Source organism: Methylobacterium sp. CM6244, from assembly GCF_054817885.1.
The window spans coordinates 1,905,302-1,929,290 of record NZ_CM139247.1 but is presented as its reverse complement, the minus strand read 5'-3'; the positions used below and the strand labels follow the sequence as shown (position 1 = coordinate 1,929,290).

General features: G+C 67.3%; 23 protein-coding genes and 1 tRNA gene. 7 read left to right on the top strand and 17 right to left on the bottom strand.

Features of this window, described 5'->3' with window-relative positions; translation table 11 throughout:
- Window positions 1-144: 144 nt before the first annotated feature.
- On the top strand, window positions 145-537 hold the full coding sequence (locus ACYQML_RS08930; protein WP_461235342.1) for a hypothetical protein: 393 nt from the start codon (window positions 145-147) through the stop codon (window positions 535-537).
- 6 nt (window positions 538-543) lie between these two features.
- On the opposite strand, the gene ACYQML_RS08925 is transcribed toward ACYQML_RS08930, so the two are convergent.
- The 3 genes from ACYQML_RS08925 to ACYQML_RS08915 all read right to left on the bottom strand — a co-directional run bounded on the left by ACYQML_RS08925 (window position 544) and on the right by ACYQML_RS08915 (window position 4,382).
- Complete coding sequence (locus tag ACYQML_RS08925; RefSeq protein ID WP_056432431.1) at window positions 544-903, bottom strand: SpoIIAA family protein; 360 nt, start codon at window positions 901-903, stop codon at window positions 544-546.
- Between the two features lie 84 nt (window positions 904-987).
- The gene (locus ACYQML_RS08920) at window positions 988-3,165 is read right to left on the bottom strand and encodes a primosomal protein N' (protein WP_461235341.1); all 2,178 of its coding nucleotides are present in this window, start codon (window positions 3,163-3,165) and stop codon (window positions 988-990) included.
- Window positions 3,166-3,191: 26 nt separating this feature from the next.
- Window positions 3,192-4,382 (bottom strand): MFS transporter, encoded by a 1,191-nt coding sequence (locus ACYQML_RS08915; RefSeq protein ID WP_461235340.1) that lies wholly within the window; start codon window positions 4,380-4,382, stop codon window positions 3,192-3,194.
- Between the two features lie 107 nt (window positions 4,383-4,489).
- Between ACYQML_RS08915 and ACYQML_RS08910 the strand changes: the two genes are divergently transcribed.
- The gene (locus ACYQML_RS08910; RefSeq protein ID WP_461235339.1) at window positions 4,490-5,233 is read left to right on the top strand and encodes an alpha/beta hydrolase; all 744 of its coding nucleotides are present in this window, start codon (window positions 4,490-4,492) and stop codon (window positions 5,231-5,233) included.
- A gap of 139 nt (window positions 5,234-5,372) precedes the next feature.
- A complete protein-coding gene (locus ACYQML_RS08905) occupies window positions 5,373-6,233 on the top strand; it encodes a cell envelope integrity EipB family protein (protein ID WP_461235338.1) in 861 nt (286 codons plus the stop codon).
- A 123-nt stretch (window positions 6,234-6,356) separates the two neighbouring features.
- On the opposite strand, the gene ACYQML_RS08900 is transcribed toward ACYQML_RS08905, so the two are convergent.
- On the bottom strand, window positions 6,357-6,662 hold the full coding sequence (locus tag ACYQML_RS08900; protein ID WP_056431966.1) for a DUF3572 domain-containing protein: 306 nt from the start codon (window positions 6,660-6,662) through the stop codon (window positions 6,357-6,359).
- 76 nt (window positions 6,663-6,738) lie between these two features.
- Between ACYQML_RS08900 and ACYQML_RS08895 the strand changes: the two genes are divergently transcribed.
- Both ACYQML_RS08895 and ACYQML_RS08890 read left to right on the top strand, forming a co-directional pair.
- Window positions 6,739-7,116, top strand: coding sequence for a response regulator (locus tag ACYQML_RS08895; protein ID WP_018045229.1), 378 nt, complete (start codon window positions 6,739-6,741; stop codon window positions 7,114-7,116).
- Between the two features lie 56 nt (window positions 7,117-7,172).
- Entirely contained in the window at window positions 7,173-8,546 is a 1,374-nt protein-coding gene (locus ACYQML_RS08890) for a PleD family two-component system response regulator (protein WP_056431962.1), read from the top strand.
- Window positions 8,547-8,568: 22 nt separating this feature from the next.
- On the opposite strand, the gene ACYQML_RS08885 is transcribed toward ACYQML_RS08890, so the two are convergent.
- From ACYQML_RS08885 to ACYQML_RS08870, 4 genes are all read right to left on the bottom strand, one after another.
- A complete protein-coding gene (locus ACYQML_RS08885) occupies window positions 8,569-9,780 on the bottom strand; it encodes an O-antigen ligase family protein (protein ID WP_461235337.1) in 1,212 nt (403 codons plus the stop codon).
- Between the two features lie 22 nt (window positions 9,781-9,802).
- The gene (locus tag ACYQML_RS08880; protein WP_461235336.1) at window positions 9,803-10,396 is read right to left on the bottom strand and encodes a DUF2059 domain-containing protein; all 594 of its coding nucleotides are present in this window, start codon (window positions 10,394-10,396) and stop codon (window positions 9,803-9,805) included.
- A gap of 55 nt (window positions 10,397-10,451) precedes the next feature.
- On the bottom strand, window positions 10,452-11,162 hold the full coding sequence (rpiA, locus tag ACYQML_RS08875; RefSeq protein ID WP_461235335.1) for a ribose-5-phosphate isomerase RpiA: 711 nt from the start codon (window positions 11,160-11,162) through the stop codon (window positions 10,452-10,454).
- 164 nt (window positions 11,163-11,326) lie between these two features.
- Window positions 11,327-11,881: a hypothetical protein gene (locus tag ACYQML_RS08870; RefSeq protein WP_244477879.1), complete on the bottom strand. Its 555-nt coding sequence runs from the start codon at window positions 11,879-11,881 to the stop codon at window positions 11,327-11,329.
- 280 nt (window positions 11,882-12,161) lie between these two features.
- Here ACYQML_RS08870 and gph point away from each other — a divergent pair, with 280 nt between their 5' ends.
- A complete protein-coding gene (gene gph, locus ACYQML_RS08865; RefSeq protein WP_461235334.1) occupies window positions 12,162-12,851 on the top strand; it encodes a phosphoglycolate phosphatase in 690 nt (229 codons plus the stop codon).
- A 6-nt stretch (window positions 12,852-12,857) separates the two neighbouring features.
- Here the strand turns inward: gph and ACYQML_RS08860 are convergent.
- The 4 genes from ACYQML_RS08860 to ACYQML_RS08845 all read right to left on the bottom strand — a co-directional run bounded on the left by ACYQML_RS08860 (window position 12,858) and on the right by ACYQML_RS08845 (window position 17,029).
- Window positions 12,858-12,932: transfer RNA gene (locus ACYQML_RS08860), tRNA-Val, on the bottom strand.
- Window positions 12,933-13,062: 130 nt separating this feature from the next.
- Window positions 13,063-14,784, bottom strand: a complete 1,722-nt coding sequence (locus ACYQML_RS08855) for an ABC transporter permease (protein ID WP_461235333.1) — start codon at window positions 14,782-14,784, stop codon at window positions 13,063-13,065.
- A gap of 11 nt (window positions 14,785-14,795) precedes the next feature.
- Window positions 14,796-15,824 (bottom strand): extracellular solute-binding protein, encoded by a 1,029-nt coding sequence (locus ACYQML_RS08850; protein WP_207410196.1) that lies wholly within the window; start codon window positions 15,822-15,824, stop codon window positions 14,796-14,798.
- A gap of 125 nt (window positions 15,825-15,949) precedes the next feature.
- Window positions 15,950-17,029, bottom strand: coding sequence for an ABC transporter ATP-binding protein (locus ACYQML_RS08845; RefSeq protein WP_461235332.1), 1,080 nt, complete (start codon window positions 17,027-17,029; stop codon window positions 15,950-15,952).
- Window positions 17,030-17,411: 382 nt separating this feature from the next.
- Between ACYQML_RS08845 and ACYQML_RS08840 the strand changes: the two genes are divergently transcribed.
- A complete protein-coding gene (locus tag ACYQML_RS08840) occupies window positions 17,412-17,942 on the top strand; it encodes a GcrA family cell cycle regulator (protein WP_246747706.1) in 531 nt (176 codons plus the stop codon).
- 475 nt (window positions 17,943-18,417) lie between these two features.
- Here the strand turns inward: ACYQML_RS08840 and ACYQML_RS08835 are convergent, their stop codons facing one another.
- From ACYQML_RS08835 to msrB, 5 genes are all read right to left on the bottom strand, one after another.
- Window positions 18,418-19,695 carry a PLP-dependent aminotransferase family protein gene (locus tag ACYQML_RS08835; protein WP_461235331.1) on the bottom strand — a complete coding sequence of 426 codons (1,278 nt, stop codon included), beginning with the start codon at window positions 19,693-19,695 and terminating at the stop codon, window positions 18,418-18,420.
- Window positions 19,696-19,762: 67 nt separating this feature from the next.
- The gene (locus ACYQML_RS08830; protein WP_461235330.1) at window positions 19,763-20,683 is read right to left on the bottom strand and encodes an ROK family protein; all 921 of its coding nucleotides are present in this window, start codon (window positions 20,681-20,683) and stop codon (window positions 19,763-19,765) included.
- 9 nt (window positions 20,684-20,692) lie between these two features.
- Window positions 20,693-22,084: a dicarboxylate/amino acid:cation symporter gene (locus tag ACYQML_RS08825; RefSeq protein WP_056431940.1), complete on the bottom strand. Its 1,392-nt coding sequence runs from the start codon at window positions 22,082-22,084 to the stop codon at window positions 20,693-20,695.
- A gap of 266 nt (window positions 22,085-22,350) precedes the next feature.
- Window positions 22,351-23,244, bottom strand: a complete 894-nt coding sequence (locus ACYQML_RS08820) for a CYTH domain-containing protein (protein ID WP_461235329.1) — start codon at window positions 23,242-23,244, stop codon at window positions 22,351-22,353.
- Window positions 23,245-23,550: 306 nt separating this feature from the next.
- Window positions 23,551-23,958 (bottom strand): peptide-methionine (R)-S-oxide reductase MsrB, encoded by a 408-nt coding sequence (gene msrB, locus ACYQML_RS08815; protein ID WP_056431934.1) that lies wholly within the window; start codon window positions 23,956-23,958, stop codon window positions 23,551-23,553.
- Window positions 23,959-23,989 lie beyond the last annotated feature (31 nt).

Below are 23,989 nucleotides of genomic sequence, written 5' to 3'. Positions count from 1 at the left end.
AGCTTACCTTGGCCGATGCCATAAATTTGCCCTGAGCATCATAGATCTATACAATCCAACAACTCACAGAACGCAGGATTCCTCTCAAGAGCGCCGAAAGGCTGCCCATGGGAATCTGTGAACTATCTCAACTCAGGGGGAAACATGTCGAAACTCGTGGCTGTGCTGGCGCTCGGAGCCGGACTCTCATCCGCTCATCTTCAACCGGCCGTCAGCCGCGAGGGCGGCAATTTCAACGGCGCGTGGTCCGTCGAGCTCGTGACCGAGAGCGGCATCTGCGACAGCCGCTACAGCTACTCGGTCTCGGTCCAGGACGGTCAGGTTCGGCTCATCTCGTCGGCCGACCGCGCGACGATGACCGGCCGCGTCGGCACCGACGGAACGGTGGGGCTCAATGTCTCGAATAGCGGCGCGAGCGGTGCTGCTTCCGGCCGGCTCGACGCCCGTTCGGGCAGCGGCACCTGGAAGGTTTCCCCGCTCTGCTCGGGGCGCTGGACGGCGCGGCGTCAGACCACGCGCACCGCCCAGGCCGAGTAGGGTGCGTTAAGCGGCGGCGAGCCAGCTCCGCGCCTCGTCGATATGGGCGCGGTCGAAGGTCTTGATCTGCGCCGGGGATACCTTGCCGAACGTATCGGCGATCATCCGCAGCCAGGATGCGTCTGTGACGAGCGCGACGTGGCTGACGCCCTTCATCATGGCGAGACCGAAGCGGACGTCCTTGAAGAAGGCCGCGGGCTCCATGCCCTTGAACTCGCGCACGTCCTCCAGAAGCTTGAGCTTGCCGCCCTTGTCGAGGTCGGCCTGCATGGCGGCGATCACGGTGTTCATGTCCTGGTCGGTGATCTGCCCATCCACGACGATTTCCGCGACGGTCGAATCCGGGTTCTTGGTGTAGGTCAGCACGTGCAGCACTCCTCGTGGGGTCGAAGATCTTCAGGGCGTTAGGTCTTCAGGTCGAACGCTACCCAAGCGAACGTCAGGCCAGGGTTATAGGAAACTCTGAGGGTCTACGTCGATGGCGACCTTCACGTTGCCGCGAACCTTCGGTCCCCGCTTCAGCCAATCGCGCAGATACGACTGCAGATCGACGGCCCGCTCGGTCTTGACCAGCAGGCGAAACCGGTAGCGCCCCCGGATCAGCGCGAGCGGCGCTTCCGCTGGCCCCAGCACCATCACGCCGTCGGGCGGATCGGCGGCACGGGCCAGGGCCTGTCCATGCGCCTCGGCGGTCTCGCGCTCATTGGCCGAGACGATGAGGGCGGCGAGACGCCCGAAGGGCGGCAGTCCCGCCGCTTCCCGAGCGGCGATTTCCTCCTCGTAGAACCGCGTCGCGTCGCCGGAAAGCAGGGCCGCGATGACCGGATGGTCGGGCTGGTAGGTCTGGACCAGGGCACGCCCCGGCTTCTCGCCGCGCCCGGCACGGCCCGTCACCTGCTGCAGCAACTGGAAGGTCCGCTCCGCCGCGCGGGGATCGCCCGAGGTCAGGCCGATATCGGCATCGAGCACGCCCACCAGGGTCAGGTGCGGAAAGTTATGGCCCTTGGCGACCAATTGCGTGCCGATGACGATGTCGCATTCCCCGTCCGCCACGCTCTGCAACTCGGCGCGCAGGCGCTCGGCGCCGCCGGGAAAGTCGGAGGAGAGCACGATGATGCGCTTGTCCGGGAACAGCTCCGTCACCTCCTCGGCGATGCGCTCGACCCCCGGCCCGCAGGGGGTGAGGTTGTCGAACGTGCCGCATTCGGTGCAGGCATCGGGCCGGCGCTCGGCATAGCCGCATTGGTGGCAGACCAGGGCCTTGCGGAAGCGGTGCTCCACCAGCCAGGTCGAGCAGTTGCGGCACTGGTAGCGGTGGCCGCAGGCACGGCACAGGGTGAGCGGCGCGTAGCCCCGCCGATTGAGGAACAGCAGCGCCTGATCGCCGGCCTCGATCGTGGCGCGGACGGCATTGACCAGGGGCGGGGCGATGAAGCGGCCCTTCTCCGGCTTGTCCAGGCGCATGTCGATGGCGTGGATATCCGGCAGCCGCCGCCCGCCGAAGCGTTCGGGCAGGACGATATGGGCGTAGCGCCCTTTCTCGGCATTGACCTTGGTCTCGATGGAGGGCGTCGCCGAGGCGAGGACCACCGGGCAGTTCTCCAGCCGGCCACGCACCACCGCCATGTCACGGGCATGGTAATGCACCCCGTCTTCCTGCTTGTAGGCCGCCTCGTGCTCCTCATCGACGACGACGAGGCCGAGATCGGTGAAGGGCAGGAACAGGGCGGAGCGCGCACCGACCACCACCGAGACCTCGCCCGCCGCCACGCCGGCGCGCAGGCGCTCGCGGCGCTTCGAGCCGATGCCGGAATGCCAGGTCGCCGGGCGGACGCCGAAACGCTCCGCGAACCGGTCGAGGAACTGCGCCGTCAGGGCGATTTCCGGCATCAGGATGAGGGCCTGGTGCCCGCGCCGGACGGCTTCGGCCACGGCTTCGAAATAGACCTCGGTCTTGCCCGAGCCGGTCACGCCTTCGAGGAGGATCGTCGGCGCTTTCGCATCCTCCGGCGCGGGAAAGGCCAGGCCGATGAGGTCACGGGCCGCCTGGTCTTGCGCCTCCGACAGGGGGACGCGCTCGTGGTCTGGATCGGGCGGGAGCGCCACCGGCTCCGGTGCCAGAGCCACGGCTTCGAGGGCGCCATCATCGATGAGGCCGTCGACCACGCTGAGCGAGACGCCCGCCTCCTTGGCGAGCGCGCTCTTGCCGCGCATCGCCCCATCGGCGGTGACCGCCAGCACCTTCATCCGCGCCGCGGTCGGCCGGGCGGGCGGCTTGCCCGAACCGCGCACGCCGATCCGCGAGGTCTCGCCGCGCGCCGCCTCGTCGGGCAGGCGCAGGGCCATGGCCAGAGCCGAGCCCTTCGGCGCCAGGGTGTAGCGGGCGAGCCAATCGACGAGCTCGCGCAACGGGTCGGACAGGGGCGGCGCCTCGACCCGCCCCGTCACCTGCCGCAGGTTCGAGCCGCCGGGACTCTCCGCCACCTGCCAGACCACACCCACCGTCTCACGCGGCCCGAGCGGCACCTGCACGACATCGCCCGGCGACAGGGCCAGCCCGGCGGGCACGGCGTAGCTATAGGCGTTGTCGAGCGCGAGCGGGATCAGGATATCGGCGACGCTGGGCATGGGCTCTTCTGCATGGGAACCATGTTCTATCTATGTACTCTCTCGCCCGATCGCGACCGCTCACCGCGTGCCAGAAGAACCGCCACCGGAAGGGCCGCGAGACTGACCCCGCTCATGACCCAGAACCCCGACGCCCCGTAAGCGGCGAAGAGCGGACCGGCCGCAAGCGTGAACAGGGCAGAGGACAGGCCAAGGCCGAGGGGACCATAGAGGGTCAGGGCCGTGGCGGTGAGGTCCTGTGGCACGCAGCGGCCGATCTCCTTCAAACAGGCGAGATGCAGGAGCGCGAAGGTCAGCCCGTGCAGGCACTGGATCGCCATGAGCGCGGTCAGCGACACAGTCTCGGCACTGATGCCCCATCGCAGCGCCCCGACGAGGGCGGCGAGCCCGATCGCCCGGCCCGGATCCAGCCGCGCCAGGATCCATGGGCCGGCGACGAGGAAGACCACGATTTCCGACGCCACCGCCTCCGCCCAGAGCAACCCGGCGACATCCGGCGTGATGCCATGGCGGCTCCACAGGATCATCGCGAAAGCGTCGTGCAAGGCATGGGCGCCGAGGATCAGGGAAGCGGCAAGAACAACGAGCCCGAACCGCCAGTTCGCCAGGACGATCATCAGGCCTCGCCCTGCGGCCGGTCTCGCGGGCTCAGCGATCGGCTGGGTCGGCAGCGTCCAGGCGGCGAAGCCGGCGGCGATGAAGAGCCCCGCCCCGAGGAGGATCGCGCCTCTGATTCCGACGGTCACCACCACCATGCCGGCGAGGCTGGTGGCCAGGATGAAGGCGGCCGAACCGGCCCCCCTCACCCAGCCATAGGCGAAGCGTTGTCCACCTTTCGAGGCTGAGAGGGCGAGGGCATCGGCGAAAGGCGCCAGTGGCGCGGTGAAGACCGCATAGGCGAGAGCGACGATGAAGAGACCGGCAAATCCCGCAACCGCCAGATGGGCCGAGGCCGCCACTCCCGTCAGGGCGGCGGCAAGAGCGAAGACCGGGCCGACGATCCCCCATCGGTCGGCGATCCGTCCGGCCACCGGCCCGGCACCCATCCGTACCAGCATCGCCATCGCCAGGAGCCAGGCGATCTCTTGCGCCGACAATCCGCGCTGTTCGAGGAACAGCGGCAGGAACGGCGACAGCGCGCCGTACCCGCCATAAAGCGCCGTGAACAGCGCGAGATGGCCGAACAGGCTTCGGCGATCCCTGGCGCTGGCGCTCACGCGAGTGTGGCCGGCATCGGACGTTTCCTCGCTTGCGTCATGGCCGTGGCGGGCTCTACCCCTTCGGCAGCCCGATGATCGGGCGATGCGCTGCGGGGAGACACCCGATGACGGCTTTGCCGCTCACCTTCCTTGGCCCGGACGATCGGCCAGGGGAAGCCCGCGCCCGGGAAGGCGTCGTGCTGCTTCACGGCATCGCGCGCCGCTCGGCCTCCCTCGGGCGGATGGAGCGCGCCTTCAGGGCCGAGGGATTCCTCACCCTCAACCTGAATTATCCGGGGCGGAAGGCTGACCTCGCCAGCATCGTCGCCGAGGTGGCGCCACAGGTGGCGGGTTTCGCCGCCGGGGTCGCGCGGGTGCATTTCGTGACCCATTCCATGGGCGGCCTCGTCGCGCGCGGGCTCATCAACCGGCATCGCCCGGCCAATCTCGGCCGCGTGGTGATGCTGGGAACGCCGAATGGCGGCAGCGAAGTCGCCGATTTCCTCCACCGGATGCTGCCCTACCGCCTGTTCTTCGGCCCGGCGGGGGTGCAGCTCACCACCTTTCGCGACCGGGATCTCGTCGCGCTCCTCGGCGAGGTCGATTTTCCCCTCGGGATCATCGCGGCGGACCGTTCGATCTGGCTGATCGAATCCTTCCTGATCCTGCCTCGCCCCAACGACGGCCGTGTCAGCGTGGCGCGAACCCGCGTGGCCGGCATGACCGACCATCTGACGATCCATTCCACCCATGACCTGATGATCCTGAACCGGGCTGCGATCGCGGCCTCCCTGCGCTTCATCCGGCAAGGACGCTTCCGCGAGAACCGAACCGGCGAGGAATCACGTGTGGCACTTCTCGACGGGTGAGGCCGATGCCCGGCCACCTTCGAGGGCCGCGCCACCGCACGAGAATACGCCGCCGTTGCCGCTCCGGCATCGACCCCCTATCTGTGTCGACGCATCGGCTCGCCGTTCCGTTCGACCGGCGCGTCCATCGGGAGACCTCATGCGGTTGCCAAGTTCCACCCTCGCCATGGCGTTCGGCGCACTTGCCGCCTTCACGGCCATCGCCGAGGCCGCGCCGATGCGACTGGCCGGCCACCGCGCGGTCTACGACCTGTCGCTGGCCGAGAGCCGGGGCGCGCGTGCGGTGGAGAGTGCGCGGGGTCGCATCGTCCTCGAGTTCAGCGGCGATGCCTGCAAGGGCTACACGATGCAGACCCGGCAGGTGACGGAACTCGACAGCGGCGAGACCGGCAAGCGTCTTTCCGATCTGCGCAACACCACCTTCGAGGGCGGCGACGGCCATCATTTCCGCTTCAAGACCAACACGGTGCTCAACGGCAGCGCATCCACGGCGGTGGATGGAACGGCCGAGAGCGGCGCCGAGGCGCTGAAGGTCAAGCTCAAGGAGCCCAAGCGCGACCAATACACCGAGACCGGCCCCGTACTGTTTCCGACCTTCCACATGCGCCGCATGATCGAAGCGGCACAGGCCGGCGAGACGACGATGTCGGCCAAGGTGTTCGACGGGTCGGACGACGGGCGCAAGATCTTCGACACGCTCGCGGTGATCGGCAAGCCGGTCACCACGGACGAGCCCGCGAAGAATGGCGCGGCCGACCGCGACAAGCCCCTGCGCGAGGGCGAGATGGCGGGGATGCGGCGCTGGCCTGTGACCCTCAGCTACTTCACCGCCGGACAGGGCGAGCGCACCCCGGTCTACGTCCTCTCCTTTCTCCTCTACGAGAATGGTGTGAGCGGCGGACTGAGCCTCAACTACGGTGATTTCACCATCGCGGGCGACCTGAGCCGTCTCGACCTGCACAAGGCCGAGGCCAAGACCGAGGCCGAGTGCAAGCCATGACGCCTGTCGCCCCGCCGCCTCGTCGAGGCGGGCGGGCCTAGGCTCGAGACCACTCGTGTCTTGTCGCCCCCATACGGGAGTAGCGGCGCGCAGCCTTACGTTGCCGGCCGCCGGACCGGGGCGTCAGCCGAAATCGGCATCGGGATCGGGGGGGCCGAGACGGCGCCACGCGTCGGCAATGCGCTCCGGTTTCATATCGAGTGCCGTGGCGCAGGCGATCAGCACGGCTTCGTCGCCCATGACATGGTCGAGGACCGCCGAGAGAAAGGCGGGATCGGCAGCACTCTCCCGCAACGTATCGGGTGTCAGGCCGGAGGAGGCCATGAACGGCAAGAGCCTGTCGCCGTCCTCCGCGATCCATCCGAGCACCGAGATGGCGACCTGCTCCGCGGATTGATCGGGGCGGTCGGATTTGCGTTTCGTCAACATGTATCCCTTAGGTTCTCATCGAGCGGGACGCCGGTCCTTCCAAAATGCGCCGCCAGCCTGCCGGGAACAATGAGCCATGCCGAAAACAGTGCTCATCGTCGAGGACAACGAACTGAACATGAAGCTCTTCAACGATCTGTTGGAAGGGCATGGCTACGCGACTCTCAAGACGGCCAATGGGATCGAGGCCATCGAACTCGCCCGCGCCCACCGTCCCGACCTGATTCTGATGGACATCCAGCTTCCCGAGGTTTCCGGCCTCGAAGTCACGAAATGGCTGAAGGAAGACGACGACCTCAAGCATATCCCCGTCATCGCCATCACGGCCTTCGCCATGAAGGGCGATGAGGAGCGCATCCGCGAGGGGGGCTGCGAAGCCTATCTGTCGAAGCCGATCTCGGTCGCCAAGTTTCTTGCCACCGTCCGCCTCTACCTCGGCGACGGAGCCCGTTGAGGAGCACACCGTCGACAGGGTCGTCCCGTCGAGCCCGTTAACTTGAGCGAGGAACGATGTCGGCCCGCATCCTGATCGTCGATGATCTCTTTCCGAATGTGAAGCTGCTCGAGACCAAGCTGTCGCTCGAGTATTTCGACGTTCTGGCGGCCATGAACGGGCCGGATGCGATCTCGATCTGCGAGAAGGGCCTGTGCGATCTCGTCCTGCTCGACGTGATGATGCCGGGCATGGACGGGTTCGAAGTCTGCCGCCGCCTCAAGAGCAGTCCGACCACCGCCCACCTTCCGGTCGTGATGGTGACGGCCCTCGACCAACCGGCGGACAGGTTGCGCGGCCTCGATGCGGGGGCAGACGACTTCCTGACGAAACCCATCGACGACACCGCCCTGTTCGCGCGGGTACGCAACCTCGTCCGCCTCAAGGCGGTCACCGACGAGCTGCGCCAAAGGGCGCTCGCCTCCCGGGAATTCGGCATGGGCGATCCCCTCGCCCTCGCCACCGCCGAGGACGGCCAGAATGCCTCGATCCTGCTGGTCGAGGATCGGGCGAGCTCGGCTGAGCGGCTATCGGCGGCCCTCAGCCAGCACCATCGGGTCACCGTGGTCGCCGATCCGCACGACGCCCTGGTCCTAGCCATCGAAGGGGATTTCGAGCTGGCTCTCGTGAGCCTCGACCTTCAGGGGTTCGACGGCCTGCGCCTCTGCAGCCAGATCCTGTCCCTCGACCGCATCCGCAACATGCCGGTGATGATGATCGCCGAGGAGAACGAGAGGGCGCGGGTCATCCGCGGCCTCGAATTCGGCGTGCACGACTATCTGCTGCGCCCGGTCGACCGGAACGAGCTCGTCGCCCGCGTGCGCACACAGCTGCGTCGCAGCCGCTTTTCGGAAACCCTGCGCGGCGCCGTGCAGGCATCCATGGAGATGGCCGTCACGGATGGCCTCACCGGGCTCCACAACCGGCGCTACCTCGATAGCCATCTCGCGGTGCTGTTCGCCGATGCCGCCCCGCGTCACCGCGCCGTCTCGATGCTGATGCTCGATATCGACCGGTTCAAAACGATCAACGACACCTATGGTCACGATGCCGGTGACGAGGTGCTCCGCTCCTTTGCCAACCGCATCCGCCTGCATACCCGCGAGATCGATATCGTCGCCCGCTATGGCGGCGAAGAGGTGGTCATCATTCTGCCCGATGCGGAGCCGGAGGCCGCCCATCACATCGCCGAGCGCATCCGCGAACGCATCGAAGCGGTGCCGTTCCTGATCCAGCGGGAAACGCGGGACATCCACGTCACCGTCTCCATCGGGGTGGCGTGCCGCCATGCCGACGATTCGGGACCGGCCGATATGCTGAAGCGGGCCGACCTCGCGCTCTACCGCGCCAAATCCTCCGGCCGTAACCGCGTCGAGGCCGAGGCCGCCTGAAGCGGCCAGGACGGGCCGGGTTTCATGCCGGCTCCTTGCCAGCCTCGCGCGTCCAGGCGACGGCGGCACCGACAGCCGCGATCCACCAGCCCTGCCAGGCCCCGTGCTCCACGAAGGCGACGGCCGTGCACGACCCCACGAGGCCGAGGGCGATGACGCTTTCGCCGCGCGGCAGGCGTCCGATGAGCGCCACCATCATCATCAGGATCGCCCCGGCCAGGGTCGCGCCGACGATACCGAGCTCAGCCCAGATCTGCAGGAAGATGTTGTGTGGGTGGCCCACCGCCAGCATCGGGCGCAGGCCGGGCTCGATCCGTGCGGCGACGGGCGTCTCGATGAATCGCGCCGAGGTCCCGAACCCGGCGCCTTGCCAGGGATCGAGGGCTACGGCCGCGCCGAAGCTGCGAGCGATGGCGACCCGTGCGCGCGAACTGCTCTGGACCAGACGCTCGTGGATGGCATCGGGCATGACTTTCTGAAGAATATCCCCCTCGACCGGCGAGAGGATGAGGGCGAGAGCCAGGGCAGCGCCCACGATGGCGAGCCCGACCCGGCGAGGGGTCAGGACGGCGATGAGGGCCGTGATGGCACCGGCTGCGAGACCCATGGCGGCGGCGCCGCTAATCGATCGCAGGATGGCCCCGGTACCGATCACGATTACCAAAAGCGCCGCGATCCCATGCCCGCGCCGGTAGAGAAGATAAGCCAGGGGCCCCATTACGGGCGCGATCGTCAGGGCTGGGCGATTGAAGACGAACAGCGCCACCCGTGAGCCCATCGCCCGATGAAGGGGAAGGTGGGTGGCCAGGGCCACGACGATGTAGAGCCCGGCGATCGCGATGGACCAGGCGGCGAGCCGGGGCGTGAAGGCCGGCATGTTTCCGGGCGCGAGGCGCGCGAGGAGATAGGCCCCCACGATGGTCGGCAGGAATTCCTGCATGTTGCGCCAGGACAGATCCTCCACCGGGCTCCAGGAGATGCTCGCCAGCGACCAGACGACGAAGCCGAGGACTGCGAGACCGATTGGCGTGGCGAGCGGCCTCGCCACGAACCGCACCGTACCGCGCGCATCCTCGATCAGCCCGGCGATGAGGAAGAACGAGGCGGAGAGACCGACGACGGTCGGGCTCGACCGATTGGCCAGCGCCATGGCCACCGGAAGGATGGCGAGTGTGATGGCACCGGTGGCGCGCAGGCGCGCGACCGTCTCCGATCGGGGCGGGAAAGAGATCATTGGAGACGGGCGGACCGGACGGTTACTGGAGTTCGTGGCCGCGCTTGCCCATCTCGGCACGCACACGGACCATCATGTATTCGGACACACCCTGGGTCCAGTTCTGCATGGCCTGGACGATCTCGTCGAGCACCTGCGGCTGGGTCTCGACGTAGCGCTTGCCCGCCGCCGAATGGAAGAAGGCGACGATATCGGTGAGCTCCGCCTCGGACAGGCGGCTCGCGTAGATCTTGGCCGCCGTCTCGATCATCATCTGCTTTTGCAGTTCCATCTCGGGCGCCAGGGAGGTGAGAACCTCATCGAGATCCTTGGTCAGGTCCGGGCGGGTGATGGCCGCCTGTTTGATCTGCTGGCCAAAGGCCGGAAGAATCGAGTCGAACGACCGGGCGATGCCGGAGCTGAGGGTGACTTCGCGGGCCAGGGCCAGATGGTTCGGCGTGTAGGTCGGCTGCTGGGCCGCGGGCGTAGCGGGCGCAGGTGCGGCGGGCTTGGCCCCGGGCTTGGCCGGCGCGGCAGGCTTCTGCGCCTGAGCCAGGCCGGCGGTCGGAGCCGAGACCGAGAGGATTCCGGCGAGGACCGAGGCGGTCAGGACAAAAAAGAGGGGGCGGCGGGACATGCGAGCGCTCCGGAAAGACGTGTCGGTCGAGAAATCAAGCGGATGGGGAAGCGCGTCAGACCGCGCCGAGACAGGTGACATGCGCCTGCCCGTCACGGGCCTCCGCCAGGATAGCGCCCGTGGCGAGCCCGATGAACAGACCGTGCTCGACCACGCCGGGCACCGCCCAGAGCGCGGCGGACAGACGTTCGGGATCGGCGATGATCTTCAGATGGGCATCGAGGATAAGGTGGCCGCCATCTGTCACGAAGGGCGAGCCGCCGGGTCCGGAGCGCAGCACGAGATCGCCCGCGCAGCCAGCACTCTTGATGGCCCTTCCCACGGCGATGCGGGTAGCGCCGAGGCCGAACGAATTGACCTCCACCGGCAGCGGAAACGCTCCGAGGGTGGTCACGGATTTCGCCGCGTCGGCGATCACCACCATACGGCGGCTCGCGAAAGCCACGATCTTTTCGCGCAGGAGTGCGCCGCCGCCGCCCTTCACCAGACGCATCGCGGCATCGATCTCATCAGCGCCATCGATGGTGAGGTCGAGTTCGGGCAGGTCTTCGAGGGTGGCCAGGGGAATTCCGACGCGCTCGGCGGCGATTCGCGTCGCCTCCGAGGTGGGCACACCCGTCACCTTGAGTCCCTCGCGCACCCTGGCGCCGAGAAGCTCCACGAACACGTTGGCGGTGCTGCCGGTACCGATGCCGAGTCGCATCCCATCCTCGACGAGGTCGAGGGCGCGGGCGGCGGCGGCACGACGCAGATCGGGTCCGCTCACGAGGGAGACCGGTTCGTCGGGAGGGCGGGGACCAGATGCATGGATGGGCTCTCGGGCTACGGGCTGGGCCGCTGAAAGTCCCGAGGCCCTAGCACGGCTGGCAACGGCGTCCAACGGAGCACTTGCCGAACGCGGCACTTGCCGAGAACACGCAGCGATTGTCGTCAGGGCCGGGTGTTCTGGGGCGGCGTGGCACTCGGCCCCGCTCGGCCGGGCGCCTGGCCCGTGGCCACGGCCTCTTCGGGACCGCTGGTGGCCGGGTTCGCCTGGGCCGTGCACACCACCGCTTCCTTCTGGAGCTGGACGTAGCAGATGCTCATCTCACCCGTGCGGTAGTTGACGCGGAACACCCCGGCCTCCCGGGTGTGGCGGGAGGCGACGAGGCCATATTCGGACGGGGCCTGGGCGCTGGCGCCCTCCCCTGAGCCGTAGCACACGGTGAGGCCGACGCTGCCCACCGCACCCTCGCGCAGACCGTACTGACAGGACGTGACCTCGCCGGTGACCTTGTCCACGCGATAGACCCTGTTGAGGTCGATCTGCGGCGCGGGCACGAACTCGAAGGAGGCGGCGGACGCGGCGCCGACAGTGCCGGCGAGAACGCTGAGGGTGATCGCTACCCGGCATCCAAAATTGCTCCAGCGCCGCCCCCGCGAACGGGCGGAAGCGGCCGGAACCATGAGTGTGAACGCGGGATCGGTCGGCAGGGTCGAACGCATGGTCGCCTTCGTGTCCGGATAAAGACAAGGGAATCTCACGGCCGCTCCCCTATAGCGGCCTTGCGGCGCAACCGTGACCCGCTCGCGAATGCCTTGATCGCACCACGTCGCGATTCTAGAGGGTGGAATCGGATACCGGATCCGGGTCGATCGCGTAAGTCCTTGTCCCCTAACCGGCTTTTCCCAATGGGCCATGCCGCTTTATCGGGCGGGGACCGCCGCGCAAACCGGTTCTTCACCATCGCGCCCTTTACCGACCCACAGAACCCAGCGAGCCACCATGCCAAGCCTGCCGCCCATCGTCGTGTTCGACCTCGACGGAACCCTTGCCGAGACCGCGGGCGACCTCGTCGGCACCCTCAACGCGATCCTCACCCGCGAAGGCCTGCCGACACTGCCCCTGGATCAAGCCCGCGACATGATCGGCGCCGGCGCGAAGGCGCTGATCCAGCGTGGCTTCGAGGCGGCGGGGGAGACGCTCGACGACACAAGGCTGCAGACCCTGTTCGTCGATTTCCTCGACCATTACGGCCGGCATCTCAGCGAGCATTCCTACCTGTTCCCCGGCGTCGAGACGGCGCTCGATACGCTGAGCGCCCGCGGCTTCCTGCTGGCGGTCTGCACCAACAAGGTCGAGGCCCATGCCAAGCAACTGCTTGAGGAGCTCGGTGTTGCCGGCCGCTTCGCCGCCATCTGCGGCCGCGACACGTTCCCAGTCTACAAGCCCAATCCGGCCCATATCACCCTCACGGTGGAGCAGGCGAAGGGCGACGTCTCGCGTGCGGTGATGGTGGGTGATTCCCGCGCCGATATCGATGCCGCGAAGGCTGCCGGCATTCCGGTGATCGCGGTGCCGTTCGGCTATACCGACCTACCGGTAGAGCAACTCGGCCCCACGCAGGTGATCCAGCATTTCGATGACTTGGTGGATGCGATCGAGGCCCTCGTGCCGGCTATCGCTGCGGCTTGAGGGGAATGGTGGGCGCGACAGGGATCGAACCTGTGACCCTTCGCGTGTGAAGCGAATGCTCTCCCGCTGAGCTACGCACCCGGACCGAGGGCCTTCTAGGGCGAGGCCCACGCGCCCGTCAAGGGCCTCTGTCGCGTTGGTCGGCAGCGACTATGCCGAGCCGGCATACGATAAGGTTCGGACGCCCGGCGAACGGCCTCGATCCTGAACCTCAACCGCCCCTCGGGGCCCGCTCCGGCGAGCCGAAGCGGAGGAGCAAAGCCACCGGGATCAGGCCGACGACGACGATGAGGAGGGCCGCCACTGCGCCATCCTCGTAAGTACCGCGCACCGCCTCCCCGTAGAGATGGGTCGCGAGGGTCTCGACGTTGAGCGGGCGCAGGAGCAGGGTCGCGGGCAGTTCCTTGACGCAGTCGACGAAGACGAGGAGCGCTCCGCTCAGCAAAGCCGGCCACGTCATCGGCAGGTGGACGCGCATCAGCGTGCCGACAGCCCCCCGGCCGAGCATGCGCCCGGCTTCCCCGAGGGAGGCCGGCACTTTCGACAGGCCGGCCTCGCAGGCGCCGACACCGACCGCAAGGAAGCGCACGAGATAGGCGACGACGAGGGCGCCACCTGCTCCGACCCCGATGATGGCCGGGGCGACGCCGAAGAGCGCCGTCGTGACACGGGACAGGGAGGCATCGGCGAGAGCCAGCGGGCCGAGGAGCCCGATCGCCAGGATCGCGCCGGGAAGCGCGTAGCCGAGGGCGGCGATGCGGATCAGCCCCTGCCCGAAACGTCGCGCGACGAGGCGCGGGCCGGCGGCGACGAGGAAGCCGCATATCGCCGCCAGCAGGGTGGCGAGGCCGGCATAAAGGAGGGTGTTTCCCGCCTCGGCGATGACTCCCCGAGGAAATCCCAGCCGCGTCACGCGGGCGATGGCGGAATGGACGAGATAGGCCGCCGGAATCAGGAAACCGATGGCGATGGGAAGAGTGCCGAGACACAAGGCGGCCAGGACCGACGCGCCGGACAGGCGATGGCGGGCCATGCCGCGCTGGCGCTGTGCCGTGCCGGAATAGCCGCGCCCGCGCCGGCCCCAGCGTTCGGCCGCCAGCAGCAGGAGCACCATCGCCAGCATGACCAGGGCGATCTGCGCTGCGCCGGGCAGATCGGAGCGGTTGATCCAGGTGGCGTAGACCTGAACCGTAAGCGTCCTTACGCCGAGAAATTCGGCGGCGCCGATATCGTTGAGCGTCTCCATCAGGGCGAGGCTGGTGCCGAGGGCGATGGCGGGGCGCGCCAGCGGCAAGGCGACGTGGAAGAAGACCGCCATCGGCGACCGTCCGAGAATGCGCGCCGCCTCGATGAGCGTGCCTGCCTGCATCAGGAACAGCGCCCGCGTCGGCAGGTAGACGTATGGATAGAGCACGAAGCCGAGAAGCAGGATGCAGCCCGGCAGGGACCTGATCTCGGGCAGCAGCAGATCCTTCGGCCGCGCGACGCCGAGAGCATCGCGTAGCGCGGTCTGGACCGGGCCTATCGGATGAAGCAGGTCGAGATAGGCGAAGGCGACGATGTAGGTCGGCACCGCCAAGGGCAGCAGCAACCCGATTTCCAGGAGGCGTCGGCCCCGGAACTCGTAGGCCGAGACGAGCCAGGCGGAGCCGACCCCAAGCATGACGACGAGGAGGCCGACGCCGCCGAGGAGCAACGCAGTGGTGAGCGTCGCCTGCGGCAGGACATGCGCCAGGAGATGCGGCCAGACCTCGCTCGATCCCCCCGCCGCCGTCAGCGCCAGGGATACGACCGGGCTCAGGATCAGGGCGGCGAGCGCCAGCGCTCCCGCCGCCCAGGCGAGAGGCCCGGCGCGCAGGCGCGACGCCGGGCGCGGAACGACGTCCGTGCCGAGCGCGGCCTGCGATCCGGCCAGTTCGGCAGTCACCCGCATCGGCCTGGGCTTCAGTTGTCGAAGCCGACCGTATCCACCAGCAGGCTCGCGGCCTTCCGGTTACGGGCGATCTCGGCCAGGGGCACGGTATCGATGGTCAGCGGGCCCAGCGCGGTGAGCTGGGGGTCGATCGGCGCGCCCACCTTCACCGGATACTCGAAATTGGCCTTCGCATAGAGGCCCTGGCCCTCGTCCGAGACGAGGTATTCGAGAAGCTTGACCGCTTCGTCGCGGTTCGGCGCGCCTTTCGCGACGACGGCGCCGGAGACGTTCACATGGGTGCCACCGCTCGTGAAGACCGGCAGTACGACCTTGATCCCGTCGCCCCATTTCTGCTGGTCCGGGCCACCCTTGCCCGAGCGCATCAGCCCGACATAGTACGAGTTGCCGAGACCGACGGTGCAGGTTCCGGCCAGGATATCGCGGGCTACGTCACGGTCGCCGCCGGCCGGCTTGCGCGCGAGGTTGGCCTTCACACCGGTCAGCCATTCCTTCGCCTTATCCGGCCCGTGCTTGACGATGTAATGGGCGATGAGCGCGGTGTTGTAAGGGTGCTGGCCCGCGCGCAGGCAGAGCTTACCCTTCCATTTCGGGTCGGCGAGATCCTCGTAGGTCAGGGCCTTCTCCGCGAGGTCCTTGTCGGCATAGGCGACACGGGCGCGCATGGAGAGGGCGTACCAGAGACCACCGGCATCGCGCAGGGGGGCCGGGACGGCGGCTTCCAGGGTCTCCGTACGAACCGGCTGCGCCAAGCCGCGATCCACGAGTTCGATGAGATTGCCGATATCGACGGTCATGAGCACGTCTGCCTTAGACCGCTCGCCCTCGGAGGCCACGCGCTCAGCGAGGCCCTTCTCGACGAAGACGGTGTTGACGGTGACGCCGCTCTTGGCCGTGTAGGCATCGAGCAGGGGCTTGATCAGGCCGGGCTCGCGCGTGGTGTAGATGTTGACCTCGGCGGCCGTCGCTCCGGAGATCCAGGCGAAAGCCGTCGCGCCGCCGACCAGACATTTCGAGACCCAACCGACCATGACGTCCATTCCTCTTCCCGTGGCGAACGGTTCTGGGCCGCATCTTCACGAGAAAAGCAAGACTTATGTCTTCAGTTTATTATCGTTAAAAACTATACTTCTGGATATTGCCAAGCACGAGCAACCAGGCGGAATTAATCCGTCTCGAGCGGAAAAACCAACCTCGCGCCGTTCGCGAGCTTCAGGCCGACGCAATCGCCCTCCCCCGCCGATGTCTCTTCCGCGACGGTGAGGCGGAACGTGTCGGAGAACCCCTCCGCCGCCAGGGTCAATTCCGCGACGGGTCCGAGGAAGCGCCGGCGGATGACCCGCGCCGGATGACCGGTTTCCGCGCCGGATAGCAGAATCGCCTCGGGCCTGACGCAGGCGGCCACCCTTGCGCCGCTGGCGATTCCCGGCGCCGGAAACTTGCCGAGCGGCGTCGTTGCCGCGCCGTCGATGCAGCGCGTGGGGAAAGCGATGAGATCACCGAAGAAGCTCGCGGCGAAATGCGAGACGGGACGCCGGTAGAGATCCGCACCGGTGCCGATCTGGACAATGCGGCCGCTCCGCATCAGGACGATACGGTCACTCACCAGCAAGGCCTCCTCCGGGTCGTGTGTCACCAGGAGCGCCGTCGCGCCCGTGGCGCGCAGCACCGAGATCGTGTCGGCCCGAACCCGATCGCGGTTGCGCCGGTCGAGATTGGAGAAGGGCTCGTCGAGGAGCAGCACGCGTGGCCCCGGCGCCAAGGCGCGGGCGAGCGCCACGCGCTGGCTCTCGCCGCCGGACAGGTCACCGGGATAACTCGCGGCCCGGTCGGCGAGGCCGACCTGTTCCAGCCGCGCCCTCGCCACGGCATCGGCCTCATCGGCGCGCAGCCGGTGAAGGCCGAAGCGAACGTTCTGCATGACGGTGAGATGGGGGAACAGGGCGTAGTCCTGGAACATCAATCCGACGCCCCGCTCCTCCGGCGGTACCCTCGGGCCCATGATCTGCCCATCGAGAAGGACGAGACCGCCGCTCGGCTGTTCGAGCCCCGCCACCGCACGTAGCAGGGTGCTCTTGCCGCAGCCGGAATCACCCAGAAGGGCGATGATCTCGCCCGCGCGAACGGCGAGGGAGACGTCGTCGAGAGCGAGCTTGCGACCGAAATCGACACGCAGGCCGCGTGTTTCGAGGCGTGGCGGCACCTCGCCGGAGCGGCGTCCCTCGAGCGGATCGGGCGCGACCATGACCTGTCCTTCACTTCTCGGCTCTTGGTGAAACACGCGCTTCTCGCCCGATCCGGCGTCAGGTCAAGGGAAAGCTGGGCCGGCGGGCGATGCGGTCGGATACGGCGGAGGATTATGCCGTCGCACTCATGGTGGAGCCGCATCGCCGCCGCCCCTTCAGAATACAGCCGAGACGCCCCCGACGGTTTGCCGGTGGAAAGTCCGTCCCGGCTTTCGGGCGCCCTTGCATCGGCATCGAAGCGTCCTGTACGGTTCCGATCGTCGTCGTAAGGGTGCCCTGGGCGACCACCATCTGTATGGTATTGGACGGACAGGCCATGCGGGTTTTCGCAGGGTTCGTTCGGTGCCGGTCGGGGGAATCGAGCGGATGTCGGAGGGGGCGATGACGGATACCGGTGCTGGCTGGACGGACGAGCGTGTCGAGCTACTGCGGCGTCTCTGGGACGAGGGCCTGAGCGCGAGCCAGATCGCGGCCCAGCTCGGCGGAGTCACCCGCAATGCGGTCATCGGCAAGGTCCACAGGCTCGGCCTTTCGGGCCGCGTGAAGGCAGCGGATTCGCCGGGTAATGGCCGGAAGAAGCCCGCGGCACGGGCACCCGAGACCGAGGCCGACACGGTCGTGGAATTCGCGCCCGTGGCCGATCCCGTCGCCACGCCGAGCTTGGCATTTCCCGAGACAACCGCCTTGGTCATGCCCCAGGCCACGCCGCTGGCCGTATCCAAGCGCGTGACGATCATGGATCTACGCGAATCCATGTGCCGCTGGCCGCTGGGCGATCCGACCTCGCCGGATTTCCACTATTGCGGCGACCGCTCGATCACCGGCCTGCCCTATTGCACTCACCACGCTCAGATCGCGTATCAACCGGCCGCCGAGCGTAAGCGGGATCGTCGCGTCGGCGGATTCCGCTGAACGACTAGGTTCGGCCGCATCACCGTCGCCCCGGGGGCGACGCCGTACTTGGTCTCGCCTATCGCGCTTCACGCTCACATGCCGGCCAGCCGATCACGCGCCGGTCGCTTATCGAGCGAGGCCGGGCCCGCCCTCCGTCCCCATCACGGGCAAAGAGAGCGGTAGGGATCCGTCCATATCCTGTGCCTCATCGTCGGCCGCCATCGCCCCCCCCTCTCGCCGAGGCAGGGCTATCGCATATGCCGATTTGCTTATCAGAAACCCGCTGGTACCACCCCGTCATCCCGGGTCCGCGCAGCGGAGCCCGGGATCCAGAAACACAAGTGGTGCAGGACTTTACACTGTCAGCGGCTCTTGATTGCACGCCTCTGGCGCGGCCCTCCGGGTCCGGGCTCGCCTGTGGCGACCCGGAATGACGGTGTGGTGTCATATGCGATCGCCCTGCGCCGAGGGGAGCGAATAGCGGCCGGCTTGGTCAGGCCGCCTGCTGTGTCTCCAGTCCGGCGAGGAGGATGCAGAGCGCGATCCCCTCCGCAGCCGCCTTCACGTCGGAGAGCGAGGGAAAGGTGGGGGCGAGGCGCAGGGTGCGGTCATGCTGGTCGCGTCCATAGGGCGAGGTCGCACCGGCGGGCGTCAGGGCGATGCCGGCTTCCTTGGCGAGGGCAACGGTCCGCTGCGCCGCGCCGTCCACCGTATCGACGGTGATGAAGTAGCCGCCTTCGGGCTTCGTCCAGGTGGCTGCGCCGGTTCCGCCGAGTCGGGACTCCAGCGCGTCGAGAACGGCCTGAAACTTCGGCGCGATGAGCGCACGCTGCTTCTCCATATGCGCCTCAATGCCGGCCATGTCCTTGAGGAAGCGGACGTGGCGCAGCTGGTTGAGCTTGTCCGGCCCGATGGTGCGGAAGAACGAGCGGCCGAGGAACCAGCGCACGTTTTCCGGCGAGGAGGCGAACACGGCGATGCCTGCTCCCGCCAGGGTGATCTTGGAGGTCGAGGCGAAGATGAAGGGCCGGTCGGGATGGCCGGCTTCCTCGCAGAGGGTGAGGATGTCGGCGAGGGGGTGGCGCGTCGCGGTGAGGTGATGGACCGTGTACGCGTTGTCCCAGAAAAGGCGGAAGTCGGGAGCGCCGGTCTTCATGGAAGCGAGGCGCCGGACTGTCTCGTCGGAATAGGTCTCGCCGCTCGGATTGGCGTATTTCGGCACGCACCACATGCCCTTGACCGCGGGATCGGCGGCAAGCTTCTCGACCACGTCCATATCCGGCCCTTCGCCGGTCATGGGGACGGGCAGCATGCGGATGCCCAGGGCCTCGCAGATGGCGAAGTGACGGTCATAGCCCGGGACGGGACAAAGGAAGACCGGCTCCTCTTCCTTCGACCAGGGCTTCTCCGAGCCGGGCACGCCCTTCAGCAGAGCCCAGGCGATGCAATCGTGCATGAGCGCGAGGCTGGAATTGTCACCGATGACGATCTGGGCGGCCGGCGCCTGCACCATCGGCGCGAACAGGGCGCGCGCCTCTGGCAGGCCTTGGAGGCCGCCGTAATTGCGCGCATCGTCGCCGGCCTCGGCGAAGTGGTCGCCGTTCCCCGGAAGGGACATCATCGCGCTGGACAGGTCGAGCTGCTCGGGCGACGGCTTGCCGCGGGTCATGTCGAGCTTCAGGCCACGGGCCTTGAAGGCCTCGTAGGCGTCGCGGGCCTCTGCGTGAAGTGCGTCGCGGGCGGCGGGATCGAGGGAAGCCAGACTCGTCATGGGAATACGCTCACGTCGTTATGCGATGCCCCGTCCATACCGGCTGCGGGGAACGATGGGGAGAGGTTCAGGCGTGGAGGCCCCATAACCAGGCTGCACCCCGCACGCCGGAAGCGTCGCCGTGGCGGCTCACCCGGATCGGCGTCTCGCATTCTCCCGAGAAGACATGCGGATGGATCAGTCCGGTCAGGTCGGCGGTCAGTTCCGGCACGGTCGACAGCCCACCACCGAGAACCACCACATCGGGGTCGAGGACGTTGATCACGCCGGCCATCGCGCGGGCGAGCCTTTCCCGATAGCGAGCGACGCTTTCGCATGCGGCTGCATCGCCCGCCCGCGCGGCGGCAATGACGGATTCGCCCGTCGGGGCGGCCGCTCCGGTGCGCCTGCCATGGTCGGCGGCGAACCCCGGCCCGGAGAGCCACGTCTCGATACAGCCCTTCCGACCGCAATAGCAGGCGGGACCGGGCCGTTCGTCGTCGCGGGGCGCGGGAATTGGATTGTGCCCCCATTCGCCCGCGATGCGGTTGGCGCCCGACAGGGCCACACCGTCGATGGCGATGCCGGAACCGACGCCGGTCCCTAGGATGATCGCCCAGACGACCCGCGCCCCGGCACCCGCGCCATCCACCGCCTCGGAGACCGCGAGGCAATTGGCATCGTTCTCCGCTCGGACCGGCCGGCCGAGCCGCGCCTCGAGATCGATGACGAAGGGCCTGCCGTTCAGCCAGACCGAGTTGGCGTTCTTCACGAGGCCGCTGCGTGGCGAGACCGCGCCAGGCATACCAATGCCGACACTGCCGATGCCGCCTGCCTCGCGCTCCATCCGCAGGACGAGCGACACGATCGAGTCGAGGGTCGCGTCGTAATCGTCCTTCGGGGTCGGGATCCGGCCCTCGGCGCGAACGGCTCCGCCGGCATCGAGAACGATGCCGGCGATCTTGGTGCCGCCGAGGTCGATCCCGATGCGGAGATGCGCCGGGTCCATGTCCTCGCCCTATTGTGCGGCGACCGCCGGACGGGGAGCAGGCTCCTGGTCCATGTTCGGCGCGTGGTCGGAAATGTCGGTGCCGATGGAGAAGGGATGCGCCATGACTTGGTTCAGCTTCTCCTGATCGAGTTCACCCTCCCAGCGGCTGACCACCACCGTGGCGACGCCGTTGCCGATCAGGTTGGTGATGGCCCGGCACTCCGACATGAACTTGTCGACACCCAGGATCAGGGTCATGGCGGCAACCGGCACCGGATTGTTCGGGATGGCGCTGAGCGTGGCCGCAAGAGTGATGAAGCCGGCGCCCGTGACGCCGGAGGCTCCCTTCGAGGTCAGCATCGCGACCAGGATGATGGTGGCGTACTGGCCGAACGAAAGGTCCGCACCCACGGCCTGGGCCAGGAACAGCGACGCCAGCGTCATATAGATGTTGGTGCCGTCGAGGTTGAACGAATAGCCCGTGGGGATCACCAGGCCCACGACGGAATCCGAGGCGCCCAGGCGGCGCATCTTCGTCATCATGTGCGGCAGCACCGTCTCGGAGGACGAGGTGCCGAGCACGATGAGGAGTTCGTCCTTGATGTAGGCCAGGAACTTGAAGATCGAGAAGCCGGCCACCCTGGCGATGCCGCCCAGAACCAGAACCACGAACAGAAAGGCGGTGACGTAGAAGGTGCCGACGAGCCAGGCGAGATCGATCACCTTGCCGATGCCGTACTGGCCGATGGTGAAGGCCATGGCGCCGAAGGCACCGATAGGGGCGAGCTTCACCACGAGGCCGATGATGCGGAAGAAGATCTGGCCGGCGGTGTCGATGGCGTGCGTGATCGCCTCGCCGCGCTTGCCCATGCCGGTCACCACGACGCCGGTGAGGATCGAGATGAGAAGGACCTGGAGCAGGTCACCCGTGGCGAAAGCGTCGAAGAAGCTCTTCGGGATCAGAGCCATGATGTGGCCGGTGACGGAATCGTCGGCGGCGATCTTGGCGTATTTCTCAACCGATTTACCGTCGAGCTTGCTCACATCGGCATTGAAACCGGCGCCGGGCTTTACCACTTCACCCACAAGCACGCCGATGAGGAGCGCAATGGTCGAGACCACCTCGAAATAGACCAGCGCCTTCAAGCCTACGCGGCCGACCTTCTTCAGGTCGCCGATAGAGGCGATGCCGTGGACGATGGTACAGAAGATGATCGGCGCGATCATCATCTTGATCAGGGCGATGAAGGCGTCGCCCAACCACTTGACGGACTTGCCCCATTCGGGGTGCAGATATCCGAGCAGGATGCCGAGCGCGATGGCGATCAGCACCTGGATGTAGAGGACCTTGTACCAAGGTTCGTGAGGTGTCGGTGCTGCCGGCGCGCTGCCTCCGGCATGGACGGTGGTCTGAACCATGTTCCCTCACAGGCGCCTCGTTGGGCGCACGCTCGTCTGTCTTGGCGAGACGCTAGCGAGTTTAATCCCTCGCCTCAACGCGGCTATGAGAGATAATCTTTGTTTCTCGCCGAAACCGTGAGGATGGGCTGCTTCTGTAACGCGCCGAGCTTCTGTCGCGCTACTGCATACAATCGTTGGTCATCCACTTTGCCGGATCTGCCCGGTGCCGCTGGCTCCTCGCGAGGAGCCCGGAGATGGGCATGACCACCTCCGGTACCAAGGGTTCAGGTCTGCGGAGTACGACGGGGACGCACGGTCCAGCGCTCGAATTCGGCGGCCGGATCGTCGTCGCGTGCAGGAGCGCGGGACGGTTGAGACGCGCCCAGAGCCTGCGACAGGCTTTCGATGACGTCGTCGATGCGGGCATCGGTGCGGATCGGAGTGTCCGTCGCGGTCTCCTCCGCCGCGGCGGGCTCTTCCCGACGCTCCTCGCTCCGTTCCTCAACGACGGGTTGCGGTGCGGGCTCTTCCACCGGGATGGCCGCAGGAGCGGCCGCCTTGGCAGCCAGGGCTGCAGCGCGGCGGTTCGCCCGAAGGGTCGCCTCGTCCTCACCGGCCTTCGGCGGCGGGGCATTGAAGCGGCCGAAGCCGAAGCGCGGTTCGAGCAGATCGAGGATCGCTTCGAGGGCGGCGTTGTTCAGGGGAACCTCGCCGGTTTGCGGCACACCCTGGATCGCCACGGAATGGCGGTCATAGGCGGAATTCTCGGTAACGTCGTCGCCGAACCAGGCCGGGGGTACGAAAGCGGCGGCCTGGCCGGGGTCGTCGAACACGACGCTGAGCAGGTCGAGGGCGCCCGGTGTCGCGTAGCGGTCGACGAGCGCCTCGCGGCCGTTGCCGAGCGCGAGCACGGCACGGTCGTAGATCGCCTTGCCGGAGCAGACATCCAGAAGGGCATCGCCGTGGGCGCGGGGAACGTCGGTCCGCTCCTCGCTCGACGTTCCGTCCGGCGCCGTGGTGACGAGGACGAGATGGCAGTTCTGGCCATCGACGCGGACATAGGAGGTGCGACCGGCCTGGGGAGCGAAATAGCCCTCGGTGATCTTCGAACCGCCGCGCTCCTTGCGGATCAGGCGGACGAGCGAAGGCGCGACCAGAAACCGACGAACGACACTCATGTATTCTCTCCCCCCGGATCGGCTCATCATGGCAGGCACTCCTCCGGAGCGCCGCGCCATGGGCGCAACGTCAGCGCCGTTCGAAGCCATACCCTGTTTCGGCAGCGACGGAATGCCCGGCCTGTGGAAACCGGCCGGCACGAACCGTCCGAATTCGATCGTTTTCCCGCCTCGCACCGCCGACGGCACACAGCCGACGGCACACAAAGGGGAAGACCACTTCCCTTCGACTAAGAAAAAATGGGACTAAATCAAGGCCGCTCTCGTAAGCCCGGCCCCGATTTTTATCCTTTTATACCAATGAGCTCACGCATTCGGCTCGAAACGCAGTGAAATGCCGTTCATGCAATAACGCAGCCCCGTCGGCGCCGGGCCATCATCGAAGACGTGGCCGAGATGACCTTTGCAGCGGGCGCAGTGCACTTCGGTCCTCACCATCCAGTGGCTCCGGTCGGTCGTCGTCTCCACCGCGCCGTCGATGGGATCGAAGAAGCTCGGCCAACCGGTGCCGGATTCGAATTTCGTGCTGTTCTCGAATAACGGGGCATCACAGCCGGCGCAGTGGAACGTGCCGGGACGCTTCTCGGCATTGAGGCAGCTCGTGCCCGCCCGCTCCGTGCCGTGCTCGCGCAGGACACGGTACTGGTCCGGCGTCAGGATCTCGCGCCACTCGGCCTCGCTGCGCTGGACGGTGCCTGACTGGGTCTCGCTCATGATGGCCTCCGGTTCCTCGGGATAGGCTGGA